The organism is [Scytonema hofmanni] UTEX 2349 (genome assembly GCF_000582685.1).
Classification (GTDB): domain Bacteria; phylum Cyanobacteriota; class Cyanobacteriia; order Cyanobacteriales; family Nostocaceae; genus Hassallia; species Hassallia hofmanni.
The window spans coordinates 1,004,891-1,024,999 of the sequence record NZ_KK073769.1 but is presented as its reverse complement, the minus strand read 5'-3'; the positions used below and the strand labels follow the sequence as shown (position 1 = coordinate 1,024,999).

Sequence of the window (20,109 nt, the reverse complement as noted above, 5' to 3'; positions counted from 1 at the left end):
GCTAACTCGCTACAAAAGCAGCACTAATGAAACAGTAGTAATTTGAGAAAACAATGCTTTATGTCAATTACCAAAGTATTAATAACTCTCAGTAAAAAGAAACTAATCTAATTCAGTGTCCTGAAGAAGGGTAGACTTTTTAGTTTAATGTACTAATCAAGCAAATAATGAGTTCGCAATTATGAGGTGTTAGGTTTCAATGGCACTACCTATTATATCTATCTTATCAACGCAGAAAAAAAAGAAACCGTCTTTAGTGCTGACGCTTTCATCTGCCGGGTTGTTGATTGGTGTGGGGAGTGCAGCATTCTGGTTTTTAACTCAGGGAAAATTATTTTCCAGAGATTTGCCAGTGGGTGCAAATATTATCCCACAAGATGCCTTATTTGCGGTTTCTTTAACCACCGATGCCAGTCAATGGCAGAAATTGCGCTCTTTTGGCACAAAAGAAACCCAAGGAGAGCTAGATAAGTATTTAGTGGAGTTGCGCGATCGCTTTCTCACTAATAACGGCTACAATTTCCAAAAAGATATCAGTCCTTGGGTAGGCAATGAAGTTACAATTGCCATTCTTGCCCCAGACATGAAAAAAGTTGCACCTAAATCCATAGCTTCTAATGAAGTTGCGACTAAAGAGCAGTCGATGGTGATGGTTTTGCCAATAAAAAACCCACAAAGTGCTAAAACCATCTTGGCACAACCCAAAATGCTCAAAGGTGGCAAATTAGTTGATCGCAGCTATCAAGGAATTGCCATCAAAGAAACTGAAGGGCAAATAGGAGAAAACTTTTCGGCTACAGTACTAGATCAGCGTTTCTTAGTTATCACCGATAATCCTAAAGCCACAGAAAGAGCGATTGATGCTTATAAAAATCAAACAACACTTGCTACAACAGGTGGATTTGCAGATAATTTCCCGAAAATCGCTAATTACCAACCCTTCGCCCAGTTTTATGTAAATGTGCCAATAGCTGCTAAAATAGCAGCCGCCTCTCCAAATCGTCCTTTACCCGCTCAAGTTTTGGCTCAACTTCAGAATAACCAAGGTTTAGCGGGGACAATTACTTTAGAGTCAGAAGGAATACGCTTAAAAGGCGTTTCTTGGCTAAATCCGAATAGTCAACGTACCCTAGCGGTAGAAAACAACGCTGGGAATATGCAAAAGCGCTTACCAGCAGAAACCTTAATGATGCTTTCTGGGGGTAATCTCAAACGGTTGTGGGCAGATTACGTTTTAACATCTCACTCTAATCCACTTTCGCCTATACCGCCAGAAACAATTAGAAGTGGAGTAAAATCACTCAGCAATAATGAACTTGATTTAGATCGTGATTTATTAAGGTGGATGGGTGGTGAGTTTTCAATTTCGATAATGCCATCAATTGCGAAAGAACGTTATAAAGAAGACTTTCGTGCGGCATTTGTATTCATGGTACAAACAAGCGATCGCACTTATGCCGAAGCATCAATCAAACGTCTGGATGACGTTATGAGAAATCAATATCAATTCCAGATTCAACCTACGACCATAGCAGATAAACCCGCTGTCAACTGGATTGGACCTTATGGAACCTTAACTGCTACCCACGGCTGGTTAGATAATGATGTCGCTTACTTAATTATGGGTGCTCCTGTCACCAATAAAATTGTTCCTAAACCAAACAACACATTAGCTAGTAGTTTCCCATTCCAAAAAACAGTTCCTTCAGATCCTAATCCGACAAACGGTCAATTTTTCTTGGATGTGGAACGCACCGTGAAAAATTTTCCTTTACCAACGTTGTTCTCCAATCAAGAAATTGTACTCGAAGCAACGCGCTCAATTGGCATAACATCTGCCGTCAGTGACAGTCGTAGTAACCGCTACGACATTTTTATCGAGTTAAAAAAAGGTGATAAGTCAGCACCTCTTCCGACTCCAACAACTACACTCACTCCGTAAGGGGAGAGGGGGGACAGGGGACAAGGGGACAAGGGAGACAAGGGGACAAGGGAGACAAAAAGAAGAATTATTCTTTCTCCCACTCTCCCCCTCCCCCCCTCCCCTTATCTCCCTGTCCCCTTGTCCCCTTCTCTCCTCGTCCCCATATTCCCCAGAAACAGATACGATCAATAAAGTCAGAATCCATTTTTTATTTAAATCCACTGGGGAGAACACTGTATGAATCTGGTTGTACTCCAGAACTGGCTGGACAATGCTTCCTTTGCCGTTTTATTTCTCACGATGCTGGTTTATTGGGTTGGGGCAGCTTTTCCGAATTTGTCCGCAACTGCCGCTTTGGGGACATCTGGTATGGCGATCGCTAATTTGTGTATAGCCACGCTACTAGGAGCGCGATGGATCGAAGCGGGTTATTTTCCTCTAAGTAATCTTTATGAATCGTTATTTTTCTTAACTTGGGGAATTACCACCGTCCATTTAATTGCGGAAAACACTAGCCGCAGCCGCTTGGTGGGGGTTTTTACAGCACCTGTGGCGATGTGTATCAGCGCTTTTGCCACCCTGACACTGCCATCAGGAATGCGATTGTCAGAACCTTTAGTGCCTGCACTGAAGTCTAATTGGTTGATGATGCACGTTAGTGTGATGATGTTTAGTTATTCGGCTTTGATGGTAGGTTCGCTGCTAGCGATCGCCTTTCTTTTCGTGACTAGCGGTCAAAATATTCAACTACAAGGTAGTTCTGTCGGTGCTGGTGGTTATCGCAGCAACGGCTACCGCTTGCGTAAAGCTGGTGAACTAGTTTCTGAACAATCAACACCCGCTGCGGAAAATAATAGCTTTGCTCGTTTTGAAATTAATAACAACGGCAACGGCAAAACAGCAGTTTTGGATACAGTACTTGCAACACCAATCCAAAATTCCCAAGAAACTCTTACACCCCAGCGCCTCAGCCTTGCCGAAACCTTAGATAATATTAGTTATCGCATCATTGGCTTAGGATTTCCCCTGCTTACAATTGGCATTATTGCTGGTGGAGTTTGGGCAAATGAAGCTTGGGGTACTTATTGGAGTTGGGACCCGAAAGAAACTTGGGCACTAATTACTTGGTTAGTGTTTGCGGCATATCTTCACTCTAGAATTACTCGTGGTTGGCAAGGGCGTCGTCCAGCAATTTTAGCTGCTATTGGCTTTGTTATTGTTTGGATTTGCTATCTGGGTGTGAATCTTTTGGGTAAAGGTTTGCATTCTTACGGTTGGTTTTTTTAGGAATATTATTGTTTTTCCCCTCTCACATAAGAGGGGAAATTTTTAACAACCAAGTGCGGAATGTAGGTCATAATGCCCTCAGACTGGAAGTCTGGGGCTATAGGAACAAAGCCCACCTGCGTGGGCTAAATGCGTTTTTTGGTAGAGTCGTGATGCGTAAAACCCCCGGTTTCTAACCGGGGGATATAAGCGAATAAGCCAAATTTATTTGGCTATCTTATGTAAATCATATGGTTAGTTTAGTCCGCGAAGGCGGACTTTGTTTGTGTAGCTGCGATTTTAATCGTCGGGTATTAATTAACAATGAGCCGCGATTTTAATCGTCGGGTATTAATTAACAATGAGCCGCGATTTTAATCGTCGGGTATTAATCAACAATGAGCCGCTCTTTTTGGACTCCTCTCCATGCAAAAATACATCGCACCATCCGATCGCGTCATTTATTTGAACGCAATCAACGCTTATTAGTTGCGGTTTCCGGTGGGCAGGATTCTCTGTGTTTAATCAAATTACTGTTAGATTTACAACCAAAATGGGGATGGCATTTAGGTATTGCTCACTGCGATCATCGCTGGCGTCCTGACTCGCAAACTAATGCCAATCATGTAAAAAATTTAGCCGAAAGTTGGGAAATATTCTTTTATTTAGAAACCGCTAACGAAGCTTTAAATAGTGAAGCTGCGGCTCGCAACTGGCGGTATCAAGCAATGAGAGCGATCGCACTTGAACATAATTATAACTATATCGTTACAGGTCACACAAAGAGCGATCGCGCGGAAACTCTTCTTTACAACTTAATGCGTGGTACTGGTGCTGATGGTTTGCAAGCTTTAACTTGGCAACGCCCATTAACTGATAACATTCTGCTAGTGCGTCCACTTTTAGAAATCACTCGTACCCAAACGGGAGATTTTTGTCAAGACTTTCAACTACCAATTTGGGAAGATTGCACAAATGAAGATTTGAAGTACACCCGTAACCGCATCCGACTAGAATTATTACCATATTTGCAAGAAAATTTCAACCCCCAAGTTGAATCAGCTTTAGCTCAAACCGCCGAACTTCTCCAAGCTGAAGTGGAATATTTAGAACAAGCAGCCGATCGCTTGCGTTGTGAGGCGATGAGTGGGGGAGATGGGGAGATGGAGAGACAAGAGGAGATACTCCCCCTAAAACTAAATCGTCGCATTTTGCAGAAAGCACCATTGGCGTTGCAGCGTCGCGTCATGCGTTACTGTTTACAACAAATACTTCCATGTGCGCCTAGTTTTGAGCAAATCGAAAAACTAACAGCTTTAATTACAGCACCAAACCGATCGCAAACCGATCCATTTCCTGGGGGTGCGATCGCCAAAGTAGAAAACGACTGGATATTAATTAGGGACTAGGGATTAGGGACTAGGGATTAGGGATTATTCACATCGATCTGTTTCTTCCCAGTCCCCAGTCCCTAAGACGCCAACAATTGTGGTTGAATCAAACTTAAAATAGTTTGACGCATCTGGGTAATAGTCTGAAGTTGATAATCACCAGTTTCCTGTACTGTAGCCAAAGATTCAGCTATGCCTTGCAGCTTGTGGCGTAAACCGTCGAGGGAATCCTGAGTTGGTTGTAGCGTTTCTTGATAAACATTAGCTTTAGCCCAGTATTCAGCAGTGGCTATTCGCAACGACTGCAAGTTTTCTTCCAAGACTTTTACTTCTTGGCGCTTCTGTTCTGTGAAGTGAATTTGATTGTTGAACGTTTTTTCAGCTAGCTCAATTTGAGAACGAATCTCTTCAATCTCACGTTCTAAGTTTTGCAGTTCCTCCGACTGTTGTTGTTGTTGCGCCTCAAATTGCCGCAAAATTGGTACTAAATCTATTTTGTACTCATCTTCATTAGTAGATGAATATCCTTGTCGGCGATGCAATACCGCTTGGTGTTGCTTAAAAGACTCTTGCCGGTGTAATAAACTGCGGCGTTGTCCTACCAATGTTTCATTTAACATTTGGTATAAGTCTTTTTCATCTGCCAATTCCATTTCTAAATTGATATGGTCATTGTCAGATGCTTGATTTAACTTATTTTGCAGTTCGTCTATAAAGTCTTGTTTGAATTTCAGTTCTACTTCTTGCTCGTGGACAAAGCTAGAGTCAATTTGCAACTTTTCGTGTAAGTCCTGCACAGTTTGTTGCAGTTCTTCTAGTGGCATTTTTTCCAAAGCTTCGACATCAACCTGCTCTCCAAAAACCACATCTCCAGAAATAGCCACCAAAAATTCAATTTGCTGGTGTAAATCTTCTTGGTGTTGTAACTGCACATGAAGCATTCGAGCGCATTCAAGTTTGGTGGTCAGAGATGTTGTATTTATTTTCAACTCTGCTGTTTGCTGCTCTAAAGCATTTTGGGCTTGTTGCCATTCAGTTTGGCGATCGCATTTTGTTTGCTCTAGTTGGTCAATTTCCGCTTGCTGTTGAGTAGCCGTAGTTCTTAAAGATTCTAATTCTTGCCAGCGTGGATTAAGAGTAGCTTGTTGGCTTTCCACCATTTCTAAGGCAAAATTAAGATGCTCTCGCACCGTTTCAGTGGGAGCGACTTGACTGGAAAGGCGATCGAGCAACTCTCTCAACACCCGGCTTTGCTCCTCATCTAAAACATTCCCTTGCTGAAATTCTGCTTGATGTTCCTCAAAACGGCGTTGCTCACCGCGCAAATGCTCCCAAGCACCTTCTAGTTCTTGGCGATTGCGTTCAAATTCTTCTCGCAACCGTTCTATTTCCTGTTTTGAAGTATCAACTTCTTGCTTTTCGGCTTCTAGATGTTGAAAATCATCATCCATGTGTTGCAGTTGTTCCGCACGCGCTTCCATTTCCATTTCGCGGCGATTTAACTCTTGTGCCTGAAATGTCAGTGACTCTTTCCACTGATCAATTTCTTCTTCTTTGAGCTTGAATTTTTCTACTTGACGAGAAAAATTCTGCAAAATATTAACTAGCGGACGCCCTGCTTCTTGAATTCTCTGCACTTGACGCTGAGGATTCAATTCAACCAGCACTAAAGCGCCATCGTTTAATTTGTTAGCGTCTTCAGCTGCAATCACTTCTTCTGAAACATTACTCCAATTTTGGTCTGTCCGTTGACAAGCCAGTAATTTCAGTTCTGCTTTAGAACCACCACCGAGTAAGCCGCCTTTTTGTTTTTGTACTTCTGCTAAATACAGCACACCGCTATTCCTTTTGATGTACTTAACGCCCTATATTGGGCTATACCTTAAATAATTGCGTAAATTTATCTTATTTCACCTATATAGGAAAATAAGACAAACAAAACTACTTATAGACGCGAGATTTCGTCTTGATATTTATAAAATCAACTTGTCGCGTTTTTACATTTTGTACTGGTAGCAGTTGTGATGACGACCGTGTTATCACTAGCATTGTAAAAGTATATTAAACAAAGTTAAAGTTTGAAGTGAGGGTATCGTGGAAAAGAAGGGCAAAATTAACATTGAATCTAAATAAAATGACTTGGAGCGCCTTTTAGCTAAATGTACGGAAATTTAAATGAAATTGATATTCGTAGTATTCTCCAATTGATTGAGTTGGGGCAGCGAACAGGGCAATTATTTGTAGAAGCCCGTAGCTGTCACAATAGCAACAAACTGAGTGTAGATGAAGTAATTAGACAGGGTTCTTGGTCTGAGTTTAAACAACAGTCTTGGTACGTATTTTTTTTCAATGGTCAAATTATTTATTGCCAAGATAGCGACAGCAGTTTGACAAGAATTGCCGATTACTTGCGTCATTACCAAATTCAGAAACCACTTGACAAAGTGCAACTTGCTTATCTAGAAACACTAAATGCTCCAGAATACGGCTATCTTTGGACGCTTTTAGAGCGGAATATTATTCAACCAAAAGTGGCGCAAACTATTATCCACCGCTTGGTGCATGAGACTTTGTTTGATTTGCTGAGTTTACATCAAGGTAGCTTCATTTTCGATTTGGGTTCGGCATTTGCCCCGCAATTAACTACCTTAGAGATTGGTCCGCTTGTCACTACAATTATGAAGCAGGTGCAAGAGTGGAAGTTGCTTTATCCGCATATTCAATCTCCCGATCAATTTCCCGTGCTTGCTGATATAACTGAACTACGTTCCTCATTGCCAGCAGCAACAGTGAATAAGTTACAGCAGTGGGTCGATGGTAAAACATCTTTGCGTCAATTGGCTCGGTATCTGAATCGAGACGTTTTGACAGTTGCTAAAGCAATATATCCATACGTGCAACAAGGTTGCGTGCATTTAGTATATTCAAGTATATCTACGGTTACAGAAATCCAACAGAGGAAACAAGAGTTATTACAAAAGGCACGCATAGTGTGTATTGACGATACGGCTACGATTTGTGAAACTGTAGAGTCTATTTTGAAACCAAAAGGTTATGAAGCGATCGCCTTCACCAATCCCCTTGAAGCGATCGCCTGTGTTTTTCAAATCAAGCCAAATCTAATTTTATGCGATATAACCATGCCAGAGTTAGATGGTTACGAAATTTGTGGAATGCTGCGACATTCAACAGCATTTCGTCTCGTGCCGATTATCATGCTAAGTAGTAAAAATGCATTTATTGATCGCGTTAGAGCAAGGATGGTTGGAGCAACAGATTATTTAACAAAACCATTTACAGACACAGAATTGCTGATGCTTGTAGAAAAATATCTCAACTATAGTCTTGTTTGGCGACACAACCAAAACGTAAGAGTTGTTGACACCCTACTAGATCGAGTAAAAGATAATATCACAGAATCAGCAGTATTGGGGGCTGGGGAGATAGGGAGATAGGGAGATGGGGGGATGGGGAGATGGGGAGATAGGGAGATGGGGGGATGGGGAGATGGGGAGATGGGGAGATGGGGAGATGGGGGAGATAGGGAGATGGGGAGAAAGAAAAATTCCCAATGCCCAATGCCCAATGCCCAATGCCCAATGCCCAATGCCCAATGCCCAATGCCCAATGCCCCAGTAAAACGATATTATCTAGTACATTAGTGAAAAATAGAATAAATTTATACACTAAATGCTTGCGCTTAACTCAGGGAATGCTCCAGATAGGGAAACGTCTACCTCAGGAGGTAAATTAGGCATTTATGAGTACAGTTCTGATTGTGGAAGACAGTGTGGCACAAAGGGAGATGATTACAGACCTCCTAAAAGCGAGTGGCTTAACAGTCACCCACGCAAGTGACGGATTAGAAGCGTTAGAAGCAATTCAAACCACAGCTCCCGATCTAGTGGTATTGGATATTGTCATGCCCAGGATGAATGGCTACGAAGTTTGTCGTCGGCTAAAGTCAGATCCAAAAACCCAAAACGTGCCTGTAGTCATGTGTTCTTCCAAAGGGGAAGAATTCGATCGCTACTGGGGTATGAAACAAGGCGCCGATGCGTACATAGCCAAACCGTTTCAGCCAACCGAGTTGGTAGGAACAGTCAAACAACTGCTGCGAGGATAAGGATGGAAAAAACATGGTTAAGTTACCGGACTTTTTAGGAGGCAGCGGTCAAGACCACTTCCGTCCTGAATTTCAAGTAGAAAGTCCTGAAGGTGAGTTACATTTACGGTTTTATATTCCCTTGCATCAGGAGTTTGCATTACCAGCCACAGGCATCCGCGAGGTAATTGAACTAAGTCCCGATAGAATTACTCCAATTCCTAATGCTTCTCCTTTACTTTTGGGTACTCTAAATTTACGAGGTCGAGTAATTTGGGTGGCTGATTTGGGTCAATTTTTAGGAGAAGTAACTCCGTTAAATACCGACAAAGCAGAAATTCCGGTGATTGCTATAGAAGAGCAAGACACAATAGTTGGTTTAGCAGTAGAACAAATTGGTGGCATGGACTGGCTTGACGTACAGCATCTAATTGCACCAAATAACGTGCCAGACGCTATGGCTCCCTTTTTGCGGGGAGAGTGGTTATTAGATGCTCAAAAAAATCAGTGTCTGCGACTGCTAGATCAAATAGCTATTTTGCGGAGCGCACGGTGGGCAGGATGAAATTGGGAGGCAGGAAATGGAAGCAAATATAGACGAATACTTAGAAATTTATAAACAAGCTTGTACGGCATACGCGCAACAAAACTATGAACTTGCCGCCACCTTAGTTGACTCTGTGGTAAAAAATTTACCCGATGACGCTAACTGCCATTTGTTGCGGGGTCACGTTTACTATGTTTTGCAACAATATGACGTGGCATTATCAGAATACCAAAAAGTTTTGCAGTTAAGTGACGATGAAGAACTTATTACTTTTGCTCGTAATGGTCTTGAAAATGTCAATCAATACCGACAGCAAGAAGAACAAATCGCCGAGGTAGATGATGAGCGGATGAATTTTAGCGAGCCTGAAGTTGTGGCTTTGGGCACAGGCAATGAAGATAATCACTTTGATTTAAGCTCTTATAGTGAGCATCCACAAGCTGTGGACGCGATCGAAGAAGTATCTTTTAGTAGCCCATTTGAAATGCTCGAAGACAGTACTGTATTTGGTACGTCACTAGAATCTTCAGATCCTGCTGGCAATAATCCTTTTGCCTTGAATGCAGAATCAGAATTAGATTCAAGTAATTTGGAGGAAAAATCAAAGTTAGATTTGCCAGCTTTCTCCCCAGAAGATGCCTTACAAGCTAGTCAAGAGCTAGGAGGTGGCGCAAATTATACTGAGAAAAATTCCCCAATTAACAGCAATAGCGATAGCGGTTCGCCTTTTGAAGAGTTTCTACCATCAACAGACAATAGTTTAGAAAAACCTGCGGATTTTTTGATGGTTGAAAATACCCAAGCATTAATTAGTGAAGAGTTTCAGTCTCAACTAAATAATGTTGAAGACGAAACTTTATTTATGAGCGAGATTTTTAGCAAAAATGGATCAAAACCAATAAATAATTCGGTATACAGCAGTCCAGAAAATAATTTAAAAACTTCATCATTAAATGGTAATTTTGCTTTAGAGGAAAAGTCTGAATATTTAGACTCAACTGACAAAAAGCAAAACGGGTTAGATGATGAGGATAGTTTTGACTTTGAGGCTTTTGAGTCTGCCTTTGGCTCAGATGCGTTAATAGATGAGGAAAATACAAACAGTGTAATTAGTGCAAATACTTCCAAAAATAATAACATCGACTTTTTAGACGACTTTGATGCCTTTGACGATTTAGGAAACATTCCTGGTTTTGATCTCACAGGAGGAACTTCTAATTTCGGGGAAATGTCAACACCTTCTGGTTCATTGGAAACCAGTAGTAAAATAGGCAAAAAAGTTCCACAAAGCACGGAAACAAACGATCTCCTGTCGGAGACGCTACGCGATCGCGATTCGGAACTCTTCAGCATGACTGGTTCCCAAGAAGCAGTCCCCATTTTTACCCAAACAGATGTCTCAAAACTAGAACCTGTTGTTAATGTCGAACAAGGGTTATTAGCACCATTAGAAAATGCTCCCCTGGAACAAAAACAATGGATCATTGCTGGGACTGTCGGTATTGTTTCGGCTGTAGTTGTGGCTGTAGTTAGTTTCGGCGCCGCTAATTTGTCAACCCCACAACAACGCGAAGGAGTGCGAAATACAGGCTGGGTAATGGCTCTAGCTGCCGGACTTGCTAGTTTTGGTACCGCTGGCTTTATGGGAAATGTCACAGTCAAACAAATTCGTCGCACAACTAAGGATCTGCAAACTCAGTTTGATGCGGTGCGTCAAGGAAATCTCAATGCCCAAGCCACGGTGTATTCTGAAGATCAATTAGGACAGTTAGCTGCTAGCTTCAACGAAATGGCGAGGGTAATTTTCACCACCACAAACGAAGCTCAACGCAAAGCTGATGAACAAGAAGAAGCAAAAGAAAATCTTCAACGCCAAGTAATTCGGTTGTTGGACGATGTGGAAGGAGCTGCAAGGGGAGATTTGACCGTGCAAGCTGAGGTGACGGCTGATGTCTTGGGAGCAGTTGCGGACGCTTTTAACTTAACAATTCAAAATTTGCGGGATATCGTCCAACAGGTGAAAGTGGCAGCGCGGGAAGTGACAAAAGGAGCAACCAATTCAGAAACTTTTGCTAGAGCATTATCTAGTGATGCTTTGCACCAAGCTGAAGAGTTGGCAGTGACTTTAAATTCCGTGCAGGTAATGACAGATTCGATTCAGCGGGTAGCGGAAGCAGCGCGAGAAGCCGAAACTGTCACCCGTGAAGCTAGCGCTTTTGCCCTTAAAGGTGGAGAAGCGGTAGAAAACACCGTGGCGGGGATTTTGGAAATTCGCGAAACTGTTGCAGAAACTACTCGAAAAGTCAAGCGGTTGGCGGAATCTTCCCAAGAAATTTCTAAAATTGTCGCTTTGATTTCGCAAATTGCCTCTAGAACCAATCTGTTAGCGCTGAATGCTAGTATTGAGGCAGCGCGAGCCGGAGAAGCTGGAAGAGGATTTGCGATCGTTGCTGATGAGGTGCGTCAGCTTGCAGATAGATCGGCTAAATCTTTGAAAGAAATTGAAGAAATTGTCCGGCAAATTCAGAGCGAAACAAGTTCTGTAATGACGGCAATGGAAGAAGGCACGCAACAGGTTATTCAAGGTACAAAATTAGCAGAAGAAGCCAAGCGATCGCTTGAAAATATCATTCAAGTCGCAAATCGCATTGATATTCTTGTACGTTCTATCACTACTGACACTGTAGAACAAACGGAAACCTCCCGCGCTGTGGCTCATGTAATGCAGTCCGTGGAACTCACAGCGCAAGAAACCTCCCAAGAAGCACAGAGAGTGTCTGGTGCTTTACAACACCTTGTCGGTGTATCCCGCGATTTAATTTCCTCCGTTGAACGTTTCCGAGTGGAAACGATGGAAACAAGGTAAAAAAAGTTATGAGTAATGAGTGATGAGTTATTAATTCCTAACTCCTAACTCCTACTCCTAACTCCTAACTCCTACTCCTAACTCCTAACTCCTAACTCCTAACTCCTAACTTTGTACTATGCTGCCGGAACAACAACAGCGCATTTTAGGTTACTTTATTGAAGAAGCAAGAGACCACCTGAATACGATTGAGCAGGGGTTGTTAAATCTCCAGAGTACCCTGAACGACCCGGAAATGATTAACGAAGTTTTTCGGGCAGCTCACTCTATCAAAGGAGGAGCAGCGATGCTTGGTCTGAGTAGCATTCAGCACACCTCTCACCGCTTGGAAGACTGTTTCAAAATTCTCAAAGAGCATCCGGTTCAAATTGACCAAAAGTTAGAATCTTTGTTTCTCGGTGTTTCTGATACTTTGAAAGTGCTGTTAGAGCATTTGACTGGACCTTTTGGTTTAACAGAAGATGCTGCTAACACTTTGATGTCAGAAACCGAGCCGGTCTTTGAATGGTTGTACGAGCATTTGGAAATGCTTGTACAACAAGGTAGTAATCAAGGAACAAGTAATACAGAAATAACTGGCTCAGATAACAAATTTCAGTCACAGAAAATTTCGACATTACATGTAGCACCAGAAACTAAAAGCGTGGATGAGTTTCAGGTTCTGGTGTTGCAAAAACTACGCGAGATGTTGCAATTATTTAAGCGAATGCCAACACTTGAAACTCGACAACAACTGCAAGATTGTTGTTATGAGTTAGCGAGATTCGGTGGGTCGTTGAATTTTTTAAATTGGTGTAGTTTGTGCCGTTCGGCTGGAAGTGCGATCGCACTTCCAGAAAACAGCTTTCTAAGTTTAGCAAAAACTGTTATTACCGAAATTAAACAAGCTCTGGAATTAGCTACACAAAACAGAGACAGCGAAATTGCCATTAGTCCGCAACTCAAAGTACTTTTGGGTGTCTTAGAAATAAGTGTAAGTGATGATTCTATTTTTGAACCATCGACAGATAAAAATTTAATATCAGCTACCACTAATAATCTTGATATAGCTGTAGAGACAGAAAATAATTTAGCCGATGATGCTGTAAATTTACAGCTTTTCGAGTTTGAGCCAGAAGATAGTATAAGTAGTTTAACTGAGTTATCAACACCATTAAACTTTGATAGTCAAGACAGCATCAACAGTTTAACTGAGTTATCAACACCATTAAACTTTGATAGTCAAGACAGCATCAACAGTTTAACTGAGTTATCAACACCATTAAACTTTGATAGTCAAGACAGTATCAACAGTTTAACTGAGTTATCCGCATCTGTGAACCTAGACCAAGATGATTTTGCGGATATATTCTCAAGCGATCGCAACAGTAGTCAAGACGACAAACTGCTGAATCATAAAAACATTGATTTGAATGGACCAGAGGTAGGAATAGCTGAGTTAAATGCTCTTGCAGACTTTTTTGAAGGTGAAAGTCCTGACTTGGATGAAACTTGGCAAAAAATTGAAATGTTAGATGATACTTCAGATGGTGAATTGGAAATTGATATCAGCAACGACACTGAAGATGCTGATAAGGATTTTGCCGATTTACTTTCTTTTGAAAAAGAAGGTAGCAGCGAACATCGTCAAATCAACACCACTGCAACCGTAAATTTAACTCTTTTGCAGTTATTTGACGATAATTTACCAGAACAAGTATCGCAATTTTCAGAAACAGTTATAACAAACCTTGAGTTGAGTGATAACTCTATTTTGCCAGAACTTGCAACTAGTTCTAACGATATTACCTTAAATAATGAACCACCAGAAGATGTGGTAGACGATTTATTTGTATTAACACTCAATGAAAATGAATTATTTGACTTAGGAGAAGTAACTCAACCAGAAACTGAGAATATCAATGGAACTTTTACCTCAGCGAAAACTTCCTCCTTGAATGACCTTGATAGCATAGAAGAACTATCCCCTGAGCAGGATAATAATTTTGAGCAAGTTTTTCCAGAAACAGCGAATGCAAATTTGGTAGAGGAAAATCCTCCAATTAGTCATCTCCCCCAAATTGCTGAAGGAAAGGAAAAAAGCTTTTATTTAGATAGTCTGTTTGCTGCGGAAGAAGAGATAATATCATCTCCTAAAAAATCAGAATCAGGTGATTTATTTGAATTTTTAAACTTGCCAACACCAGAAAAAACTTCTCAATCAATAGAGGATTTTAACGACTTTTGGAATCAGGAAACCGAAGAAGAACAAAAGCAGGAATTTAATCCACAAGTTGAGCAGGATGCAGTCAGAGCGTTAGAAGCAAGTTTGTTTGCTGCTGCTGCTTCAGGTGACATTTTTGGCAGCAGTGAAGAATCGTCAGAAGAAAGTTTTGAGATAGAAGATGAAGATATAACTTTCCTAGACTCAGATTTGACATTTTCATCGGATGTGGCTGATGATTTCTTTGCTCAATTTACATTAACCGAGTCAGGGGATCTATTTAGCGAATCTCCTCAAGATATTCACGATTTTACCCAAGAAGATACCCAATTAGAGCCAGAACAAACATCGGTAACGATGCTTCCAGAAACTGTTGATGTCGTTCCCGAATTTACTACATCTGACACTTTTATTAAAATATTTGAAGAAGAAAGTAATTTCTTAGATACTGCTTTTGATCGTAATTCGCTAAATGTAGAAGATACACCCAAAAATGACTTAACTGATGTCCAGCTTGACACTACAGAAAGTTCTTTAGTAGAATCACAAGATTTATTTGCTAGAGAAATTGCAGTAGATATCGGTTTGCCAGAAACTTCTTCTTCACCACAGTTAGAGACAGATATAGAAGTTGCGAAGGGAAATAAGAGCTTACAACCTGCCTTTAACTTCACAGAAACGTCTTTTTCTCCAAATGAAAATTTAGGAGACTCAGAACTGAATTTAATTAATGATTTATTTTCCGGAGAAAATTTACTGCTAGATCCGAATCAGGAATTTCTCTCAAAAACTGTAGAAACTGCCTTGGAAGTAGCAGACGATGAAGATTTGTTGGAGATACGAGAATCTGAAGTTGCTTTTAATGAGATAATCGAGAATGAATCTGTTGCATTAGAGTATATCAGAGCAGAAGCTAAAGTTATAGAAGATGTAGATACGGCAAATAATGCCTCTGTTTTAGATGAATTTGCCGACTTAGAAACACTACTAGAAGATGAAGTAACATCTACCCCTGATATCGAGATATCAGACATGGATTTTGCTGACTTAGAAGCGTTGCTAGGTGAGGAAAAAGCATCAACGGTAACACCGACTGTTAATCATGTTACAAGTTCGAGTGTATCCTCAGAACTACCAGATGAATTTGGTGATTTAGAGAAACTACTGAAAGAAGCAGATCAAACGATATCGCATTCACCAACGGTAACATCAAGCACAGGCAAAAATCAACGTCAGCCGCGTCGGGGTGCGAGATTTGAAGAAACAATGCGGGTACCGGTGAAGCATCTAGACGATATGAGTAACTTAGTTGGGGAGTTGGTAGTAAATCGCAACACCTTAGAAGAGGATCAAGGACGACAGCGACAATCCCTAGATAACTTGTTGCATCAGATACAACAATTATCGGGTGTGGGAGCGAGGATGCAAGAATTATATGAGCGATCGCTTCTGGAAGCTTCTTTATTAGCTAGTCGCAAACACAAAGAATCTTTTCCGATAGTTAGTGATTCAAATACCGACAGAGGATTTAGCGAACTGGAAATGGATCGCTTTACTCCTTTCCACACGCTTTCTCAAGAAATGATTGAATTGATCGTGCGGGTACGAGAGTCAGCGAGTGACATTGACTTTGTTACTGATGAAACCGAACGGGTAGCGCGACAGTTTCGACAAGTAACTACTCAATTGCAAGAAGGACTGACAAAAGCGCGAATGGAGCCTTTTTCTCAAGCTACCGATGGTTTGCAACGAGGAGTGCGCGACACTGCGATCAAGCATGGCAGACAAGTGGAACTTGTAATTGAAGGTGGAGAGACTTTTATTGACAAAATGATTGTAGAGCATTTGAAGACTCCTTTAAATCATATGCTCAATAATGCGATCGCTCACGGCATTGAAACCCCACAAATCCGGCAACAGCAAGGTAAACCACCTGTGGGAACAATCACCGTCCGTGCTTTCCACCAAGGAAACCAAACGATTATTTCTGTTAAGGATGACGGTGCGGGTATTAATATAGATCAAGTGAAAGCAAAGGCGATCGCTCAAAATTTAATTAGCACTGAAGAAGCTAAAAGCATGTCTCCCATTGAGGTGTATGACTTGCTGTTTGAACCGAATTTTAGCACCAAAGACCAAGCTGATGAATTATCAGGTCGCGGTGTCGGTATGGACGTAGTTCGCACTTCTATCAGTGAAATTCGCGGTACAATTACTACTGATTCTACCTTAGGCAAGGGAACCATTTTCACAATTCGTTTGCCACTAACTTTGAGTATTTGTAAAGCTTTGTGCTGCGTCTCCGACAAAGCGAGAATTGCCTTCCCGATGGATGGTGTGGAAGATACTTTAGATATACCTGCCAAAAATATTCACACCAATGCCGAAGGACAATCATTTATATCTTGGCGCGATACAACTTTACCATTCCGACCACTGAAAGAACTTTTAACTTTTAATCGGTTACTCAGCCGAGGTAACGTTTACGGGGGAAATCGCGACGATGATATGGTTTCTGTGATTGTGGTGCGATCGGCAAATACCTTGATTGCTCTGCAAATAGATCAGGTACTCAGCGAACAAGAAATAGTCATTAAGCAGTTTGAAAGACCGGCACCAAAACCGATTGGTGTAGCCGGTGCTACCGTCCTCGGTGATGGTCGAATTATGCCCATCGCTGATGTCCTAGAAATAATTGACATCTTCCAAGGACGCACGGCAAAACAAAGTGGTATGAGTCTTTGGGAACAAAAAAATATTTCCACTCCCGCAGAAACACCTACTAAGATTGACCCGACAGTCTTGATTGTCGATGACTCAATTACAGTCCGAGAGTTGCTTTCTCTCACCTTTAACAAAGCCGGTTATCGCGTAGAACAAGCCCGTGATGGTCAGGAAGCTTGGGATAAACTGCGCTCCGGTCTCCCCTGCGATATCGTATTTTGCGACATTGAGATGCCCCGTTGCGATGGTCTGGAGTTGCTTTCTCGCATCCAGAAAGATTCTACCCTCAACCATTTACCCATCGCCATGCTCACCTCCCGTGGTGCAGATAAACACCGACAAATGGCAGTGCAACTAGGTGCTAGTGGTTACTTCACTAAACCTTATCTGGAAGAAGCTTTACTCGAAGCTGCTTTGCGGATGCTGAAAGGAGAAAAGCTAATTAATAGTGCTAGTAACGCTTAATAACAGTAGTAAGCGATTCATCGCTTAATTTTAAGCAAAATTTAAGTGCTTGGGCTAAATAGCAGCATTAAAAATCTGTTGCGCGGTCAAATTCAATTCTGGGAAAGTAGGCGATACAACGCGGTCACTCCCCCTAAATTGGTTAACTCGATATTCACCTTCAATCAATGTGTAAACGGAGATAGTGGGTTGTTTCGGATTACCAATAAACTTTCTCCCGCCCAAACCTAAATAATCAACAATCCAATATTCTTGGATGCCTAATAGCTCATAATCTTCTAATTTCAAAGCATAATCATCACTCCAATTTGTTGAAATCACCTCTACAATCAAGCGAACGGAAGTACCTTGCGTAATGATTGATTCCTTTTCCCATCGAGATTCATTATTGGCAACTTTTCTTTCATCTAAGACAATTGTATCTGGCTCGTAACCAGTTTCCATCGCTGCTTTGACAACACATTCTTTTGGAATGAAGTAAGGTAATTTGCATCTTCTAATTTCTAAAAATAATTCTCCCGAAATAAATCCAGCTACTTTTGAATGTTTCCCGGTAGCCTTAGGCATCTCGATAATCACTCCATTATGCAGTTCGTATTTTATGTCAGATTTTTCTGGATACCATTCGATGAATTCATCAAATGTAACTTGCTTGTTTAAGGTTTGTATCATCATAAAAAATTAGCGTTTACTATGCAAGGGCGAAAAACACCTGACTTATCCATCTAGCCCGAAGAGCGCTTTCGTATTGCAATTAATATCTGCCTCTCTACGAGACGCTACGCGAAAGCAATGACATTATCCCCAAATTCGTTGCAGATTGAGTACAAAACCAGGTAAAACATTTTCCCCGGTAATACTTTGAGGAAACTTTAAAACTTCCACATTTTGTCCTGGACGATAAATTTCTACTTCCTGTTTTTTTCGGTTGATCAACCAACCGAATCGGCACCCATTTTTCATATATTCATCTATTTGGTCTTGAACTTTTTTCAAAGTGTCGGATGGTGACATTATTTCAATGACAAAATCAGGACATAGGGGAATAAACTTTTCTTTTTGCTCTTTAGTCAAAGCATCCCAACGAGATTTTTCTACCCAAGAAACATCTGGAGAACGGTCAGCCCCTGAAGGTAAAGTCAACCCAGTTGATGAATCAAAAACTTCGCCCAATTGATTTTGTTCATTCCATGATGCTACTTGAAGAATTAAATTAACATTACTTCTCCCTGTTTCTCCTCCCGTAGGTGGCATTATAATCAATTCTCCTTGGGCATTACGTTCTAATTTTAAATCGGCATTTTCTTCACACAATTGATAAAACTGCTCTCTTGTCAGTTTAATTATAGAATTGAGGTTTAATGTAAGCGCTGTCATATCAACCTCTAATTAACTCATCTATTCGCTAGAATTGGTGTTGGTGATATTTTAGGTGATAGAAGCAGCTATGGTTCAATCAACAGAACATCTTTACATTGTTAAAGATGAGCATATTCTAAGTGGTGAGCCGATTATTAAAGGAACACGCACATCAGTTAGGGCAATTGTTGAAACCTGGCGGATGGGAATTGCTCCTGAAGAAATCCTAAAGGGTTTGCCTCATCTAAGGCTGGCGCAAGTATTTGATGCGTTGAGCTATTACAGCGATCATCAAGATGAGATTAACGCTTATATCGAACGTAACCGAATTCCCGATGATTTAATTGACCCGTTAGTACGAGGTTTATGAGTAATTTGTTCATTCGCTTGTACTTAGATGAAGATGTCAATGTGTTGGTAGCAGATTTGCTGAAAGCGAGGGGCTTCGATGCTCTAACTGTAAGAGACGCAGGACAACTTCATGCAAGCGATGAAGAACAGTTTGCTTATGCTGTCAGCTAGGAAAGAACGCTGGTTACGCACAATCGAACCGACTTTGAAGAACTTATACAGGCGTACTTTGATACCGGACAAATTCATTACGGCGTAATTTTGGCTGTTCGTCGTTCACCTCAAGACATCACGCAAAGATTATTAGCAATTTTGAATCAAGTAACAGCGGATGAAATGGAAAATCAGGTTCGGTACATCTGATTGCTCAACGATTCAAATCGCAGCTATACAAACAAAGTCCGGGGTGCATCCAAGCTTTTATTATTCGATGAAATAATAAAAATTAATATGTCATTGCGTTCGCGTTGCGCGTCTCGTAGAGAGGAACGTTCGCGGACGCAATGACGCTTATATTGTTAGATTTTGCATTCATTGGGATGCTCCCCCGAAAAACGCTATAGTTGCTCGAAAAAGTGGGAAAAATATTCTCATTTTAAAGCAATCATCAAGAAAATAATTAAGTGATATCACTGAAATAATTTGATGATTGAGAATATAGAATTAACAGGTATGTATATTCTCAACTTTAGACTTTAAAGGATATGTGTGAAAGTATTTGGTAACATACCGACAAAATGGATTGAGACTCTCCTGAATCAACTCTCTAAAGCTACGGGTAACAAGCCAAATATCTGATAATTATCAAATATCCTCCGATCCAGTTCCAAAAAGATTTGCCGCAGATGTACGCCACTAGCAACGTATTTGTAGCAGCAATTTCTGGAAATGGGATGAAAATCAAGACA

General features: G+C 41.1%; 13 protein-coding genes and 1 pseudogene. 11 read left to right on the top strand and 3 right to left on the bottom strand.

The features are described from left to right. Positions 1–199 precede the first annotated feature (199 nt). The 3 genes from TOL9009_RS0134825 (at position 200) to tilS (ending at position 4,599) form a co-directional block, all read left to right on the top strand. Positions 200–1,942 carry a DUF3352 domain-containing protein gene (locus TOL9009_RS0134825; RefSeq protein WP_029637992.1) on the top strand — a complete coding sequence of 581 codons (1,743 nt, stop codon included), beginning with the start codon at positions 200–202 and terminating at the stop codon, positions 1,940–1,942. Positions 1,943–2,161: 219 nt separating this feature from the next. After that, positions 2,162–3,211 (top strand): c-type cytochrome biogenesis protein CcsB, encoded by a 1,050-nt coding sequence (gene ccsB / locus TOL9009_RS0134815; protein WP_029637990.1) that lies wholly within the window; start codon positions 2,162–2,164, stop codon positions 3,209–3,211. Between the two features lie 377 nt (positions 3,212–3,588). Beyond that, positions 3,589–4,599: a tRNA lysidine(34) synthetase TilS gene (gene tilS / locus TOL9009_RS0134810; RefSeq protein ID WP_029637987.1), complete on the top strand. Its 1,011-nt coding sequence runs from the start codon at positions 3,589–3,591 to the stop codon at positions 4,597–4,599. 62 nt (positions 4,600–4,661) lie between these two features. On the opposite strand, the gene hmpF is transcribed toward tilS, so the two are convergent. Further along, positions 4,662–6,416, bottom strand: coding sequence for a pilus motility taxis protein HmpF (gene hmpF / locus TOL9009_RS0134805; RefSeq protein ID WP_029637985.1), 1,755 nt, complete (start codon positions 6,414–6,416; stop codon positions 4,662–4,664). Positions 6,417–6,740: 324 nt separating this feature from the next. Between hmpF and TOL9009_RS0134800 the strand changes: the two genes are divergently transcribed. From TOL9009_RS0134800 to TOL9009_RS0134775, 6 genes are all read left to right on the top strand, one after another. Continuing rightward, positions 6,741–8,036: a response regulator gene (locus TOL9009_RS0134800; protein WP_029637983.1), complete on the top strand. Its 1,296-nt coding sequence runs from the start codon at positions 6,741–6,743 to the stop codon at positions 8,034–8,036. A 116-nt stretch (positions 8,037–8,152) separates the two neighbouring features. Beyond that, entirely contained in the window at positions 8,153–8,335 is a 183-nt protein-coding gene (locus TOL9009_RS48165; RefSeq protein WP_186227760.1) for a hypothetical protein, read from the top strand. Positions 8,336–8,341: 6 nt separating this feature from the next. Beyond that, complete coding sequence (locus tag TOL9009_RS0134790) at positions 8,342–8,707, top strand: response regulator transcription factor (RefSeq protein ID WP_029637981.1); 366 nt, start codon at positions 8,342–8,344, stop codon at positions 8,705–8,707. A 13-nt stretch (positions 8,708–8,720) separates the two neighbouring features. Then, positions 8,721–9,251, top strand: coding sequence for a chemotaxis protein CheW (locus tag TOL9009_RS0134785; protein ID WP_029637979.1), 531 nt, complete (start codon positions 8,721–8,723; stop codon positions 9,249–9,251). 16 nt (positions 9,252–9,267) lie between these two features. Then, entirely contained in the window at positions 9,268–12,099 is a 2,832-nt protein-coding gene (locus TOL9009_RS0134780) for a methyl-accepting chemotaxis protein (protein WP_029637977.1), read from the top strand. Positions 12,100–12,217: 118 nt separating this feature from the next. Next, entirely contained in the window at positions 12,218–17,491 is a 5,274-nt protein-coding gene (locus TOL9009_RS0134775) for a hybrid sensor histidine kinase/response regulator (RefSeq protein WP_029637975.1), read from the top strand. 54 nt (positions 17,492–17,545) lie between these two features. Here TOL9009_RS0134775 and TOL9009_RS0134770 read toward each other — a convergent pair whose 3' ends face one another. Together TOL9009_RS0134770 and TOL9009_RS0134765 are read right to left on the bottom strand one after the other, a co-directional pair. Next, positions 17,546–18,163, bottom strand: coding sequence for a Uma2 family endonuclease (locus TOL9009_RS0134770; RefSeq protein ID WP_029637973.1), 618 nt, complete (start codon positions 18,161–18,163; stop codon positions 17,546–17,548). 126 nt (positions 18,164–18,289) lie between these two features. Next, positions 18,290–18,868 carry a Uma2 family endonuclease gene (locus TOL9009_RS0134765; protein WP_029637971.1) on the bottom strand — a complete coding sequence of 193 codons (579 nt, stop codon included), beginning with the start codon at positions 18,866–18,868 and terminating at the stop codon, positions 18,290–18,292. A gap of 70 nt (positions 18,869–18,938) precedes the next feature. On the opposite strand from TOL9009_RS0134765, the gene TOL9009_RS0134760 reads away from it, so the two are divergent. Together TOL9009_RS0134760 and TOL9009_RS50650 are read left to right on the top strand one after the other, a co-directional pair. Beyond that, positions 18,939–19,220, top strand: a complete 282-nt coding sequence (locus TOL9009_RS0134760) for a DUF433 domain-containing protein (RefSeq protein ID WP_029637968.1) — start codon at positions 18,939–18,941, stop codon at positions 19,218–19,220. Next, positions 19,217–19,564, top strand: a pseudogene (locus tag TOL9009_RS50650) (DUF5615 family PIN-like protein). Before TOL9009_RS0134760 ends, TOL9009_RS50650 begins: the two are co-directional and overlap by 4 nt. The last annotated feature ends 545 nt before the right edge of the window (positions 19,565–20,109 follow it).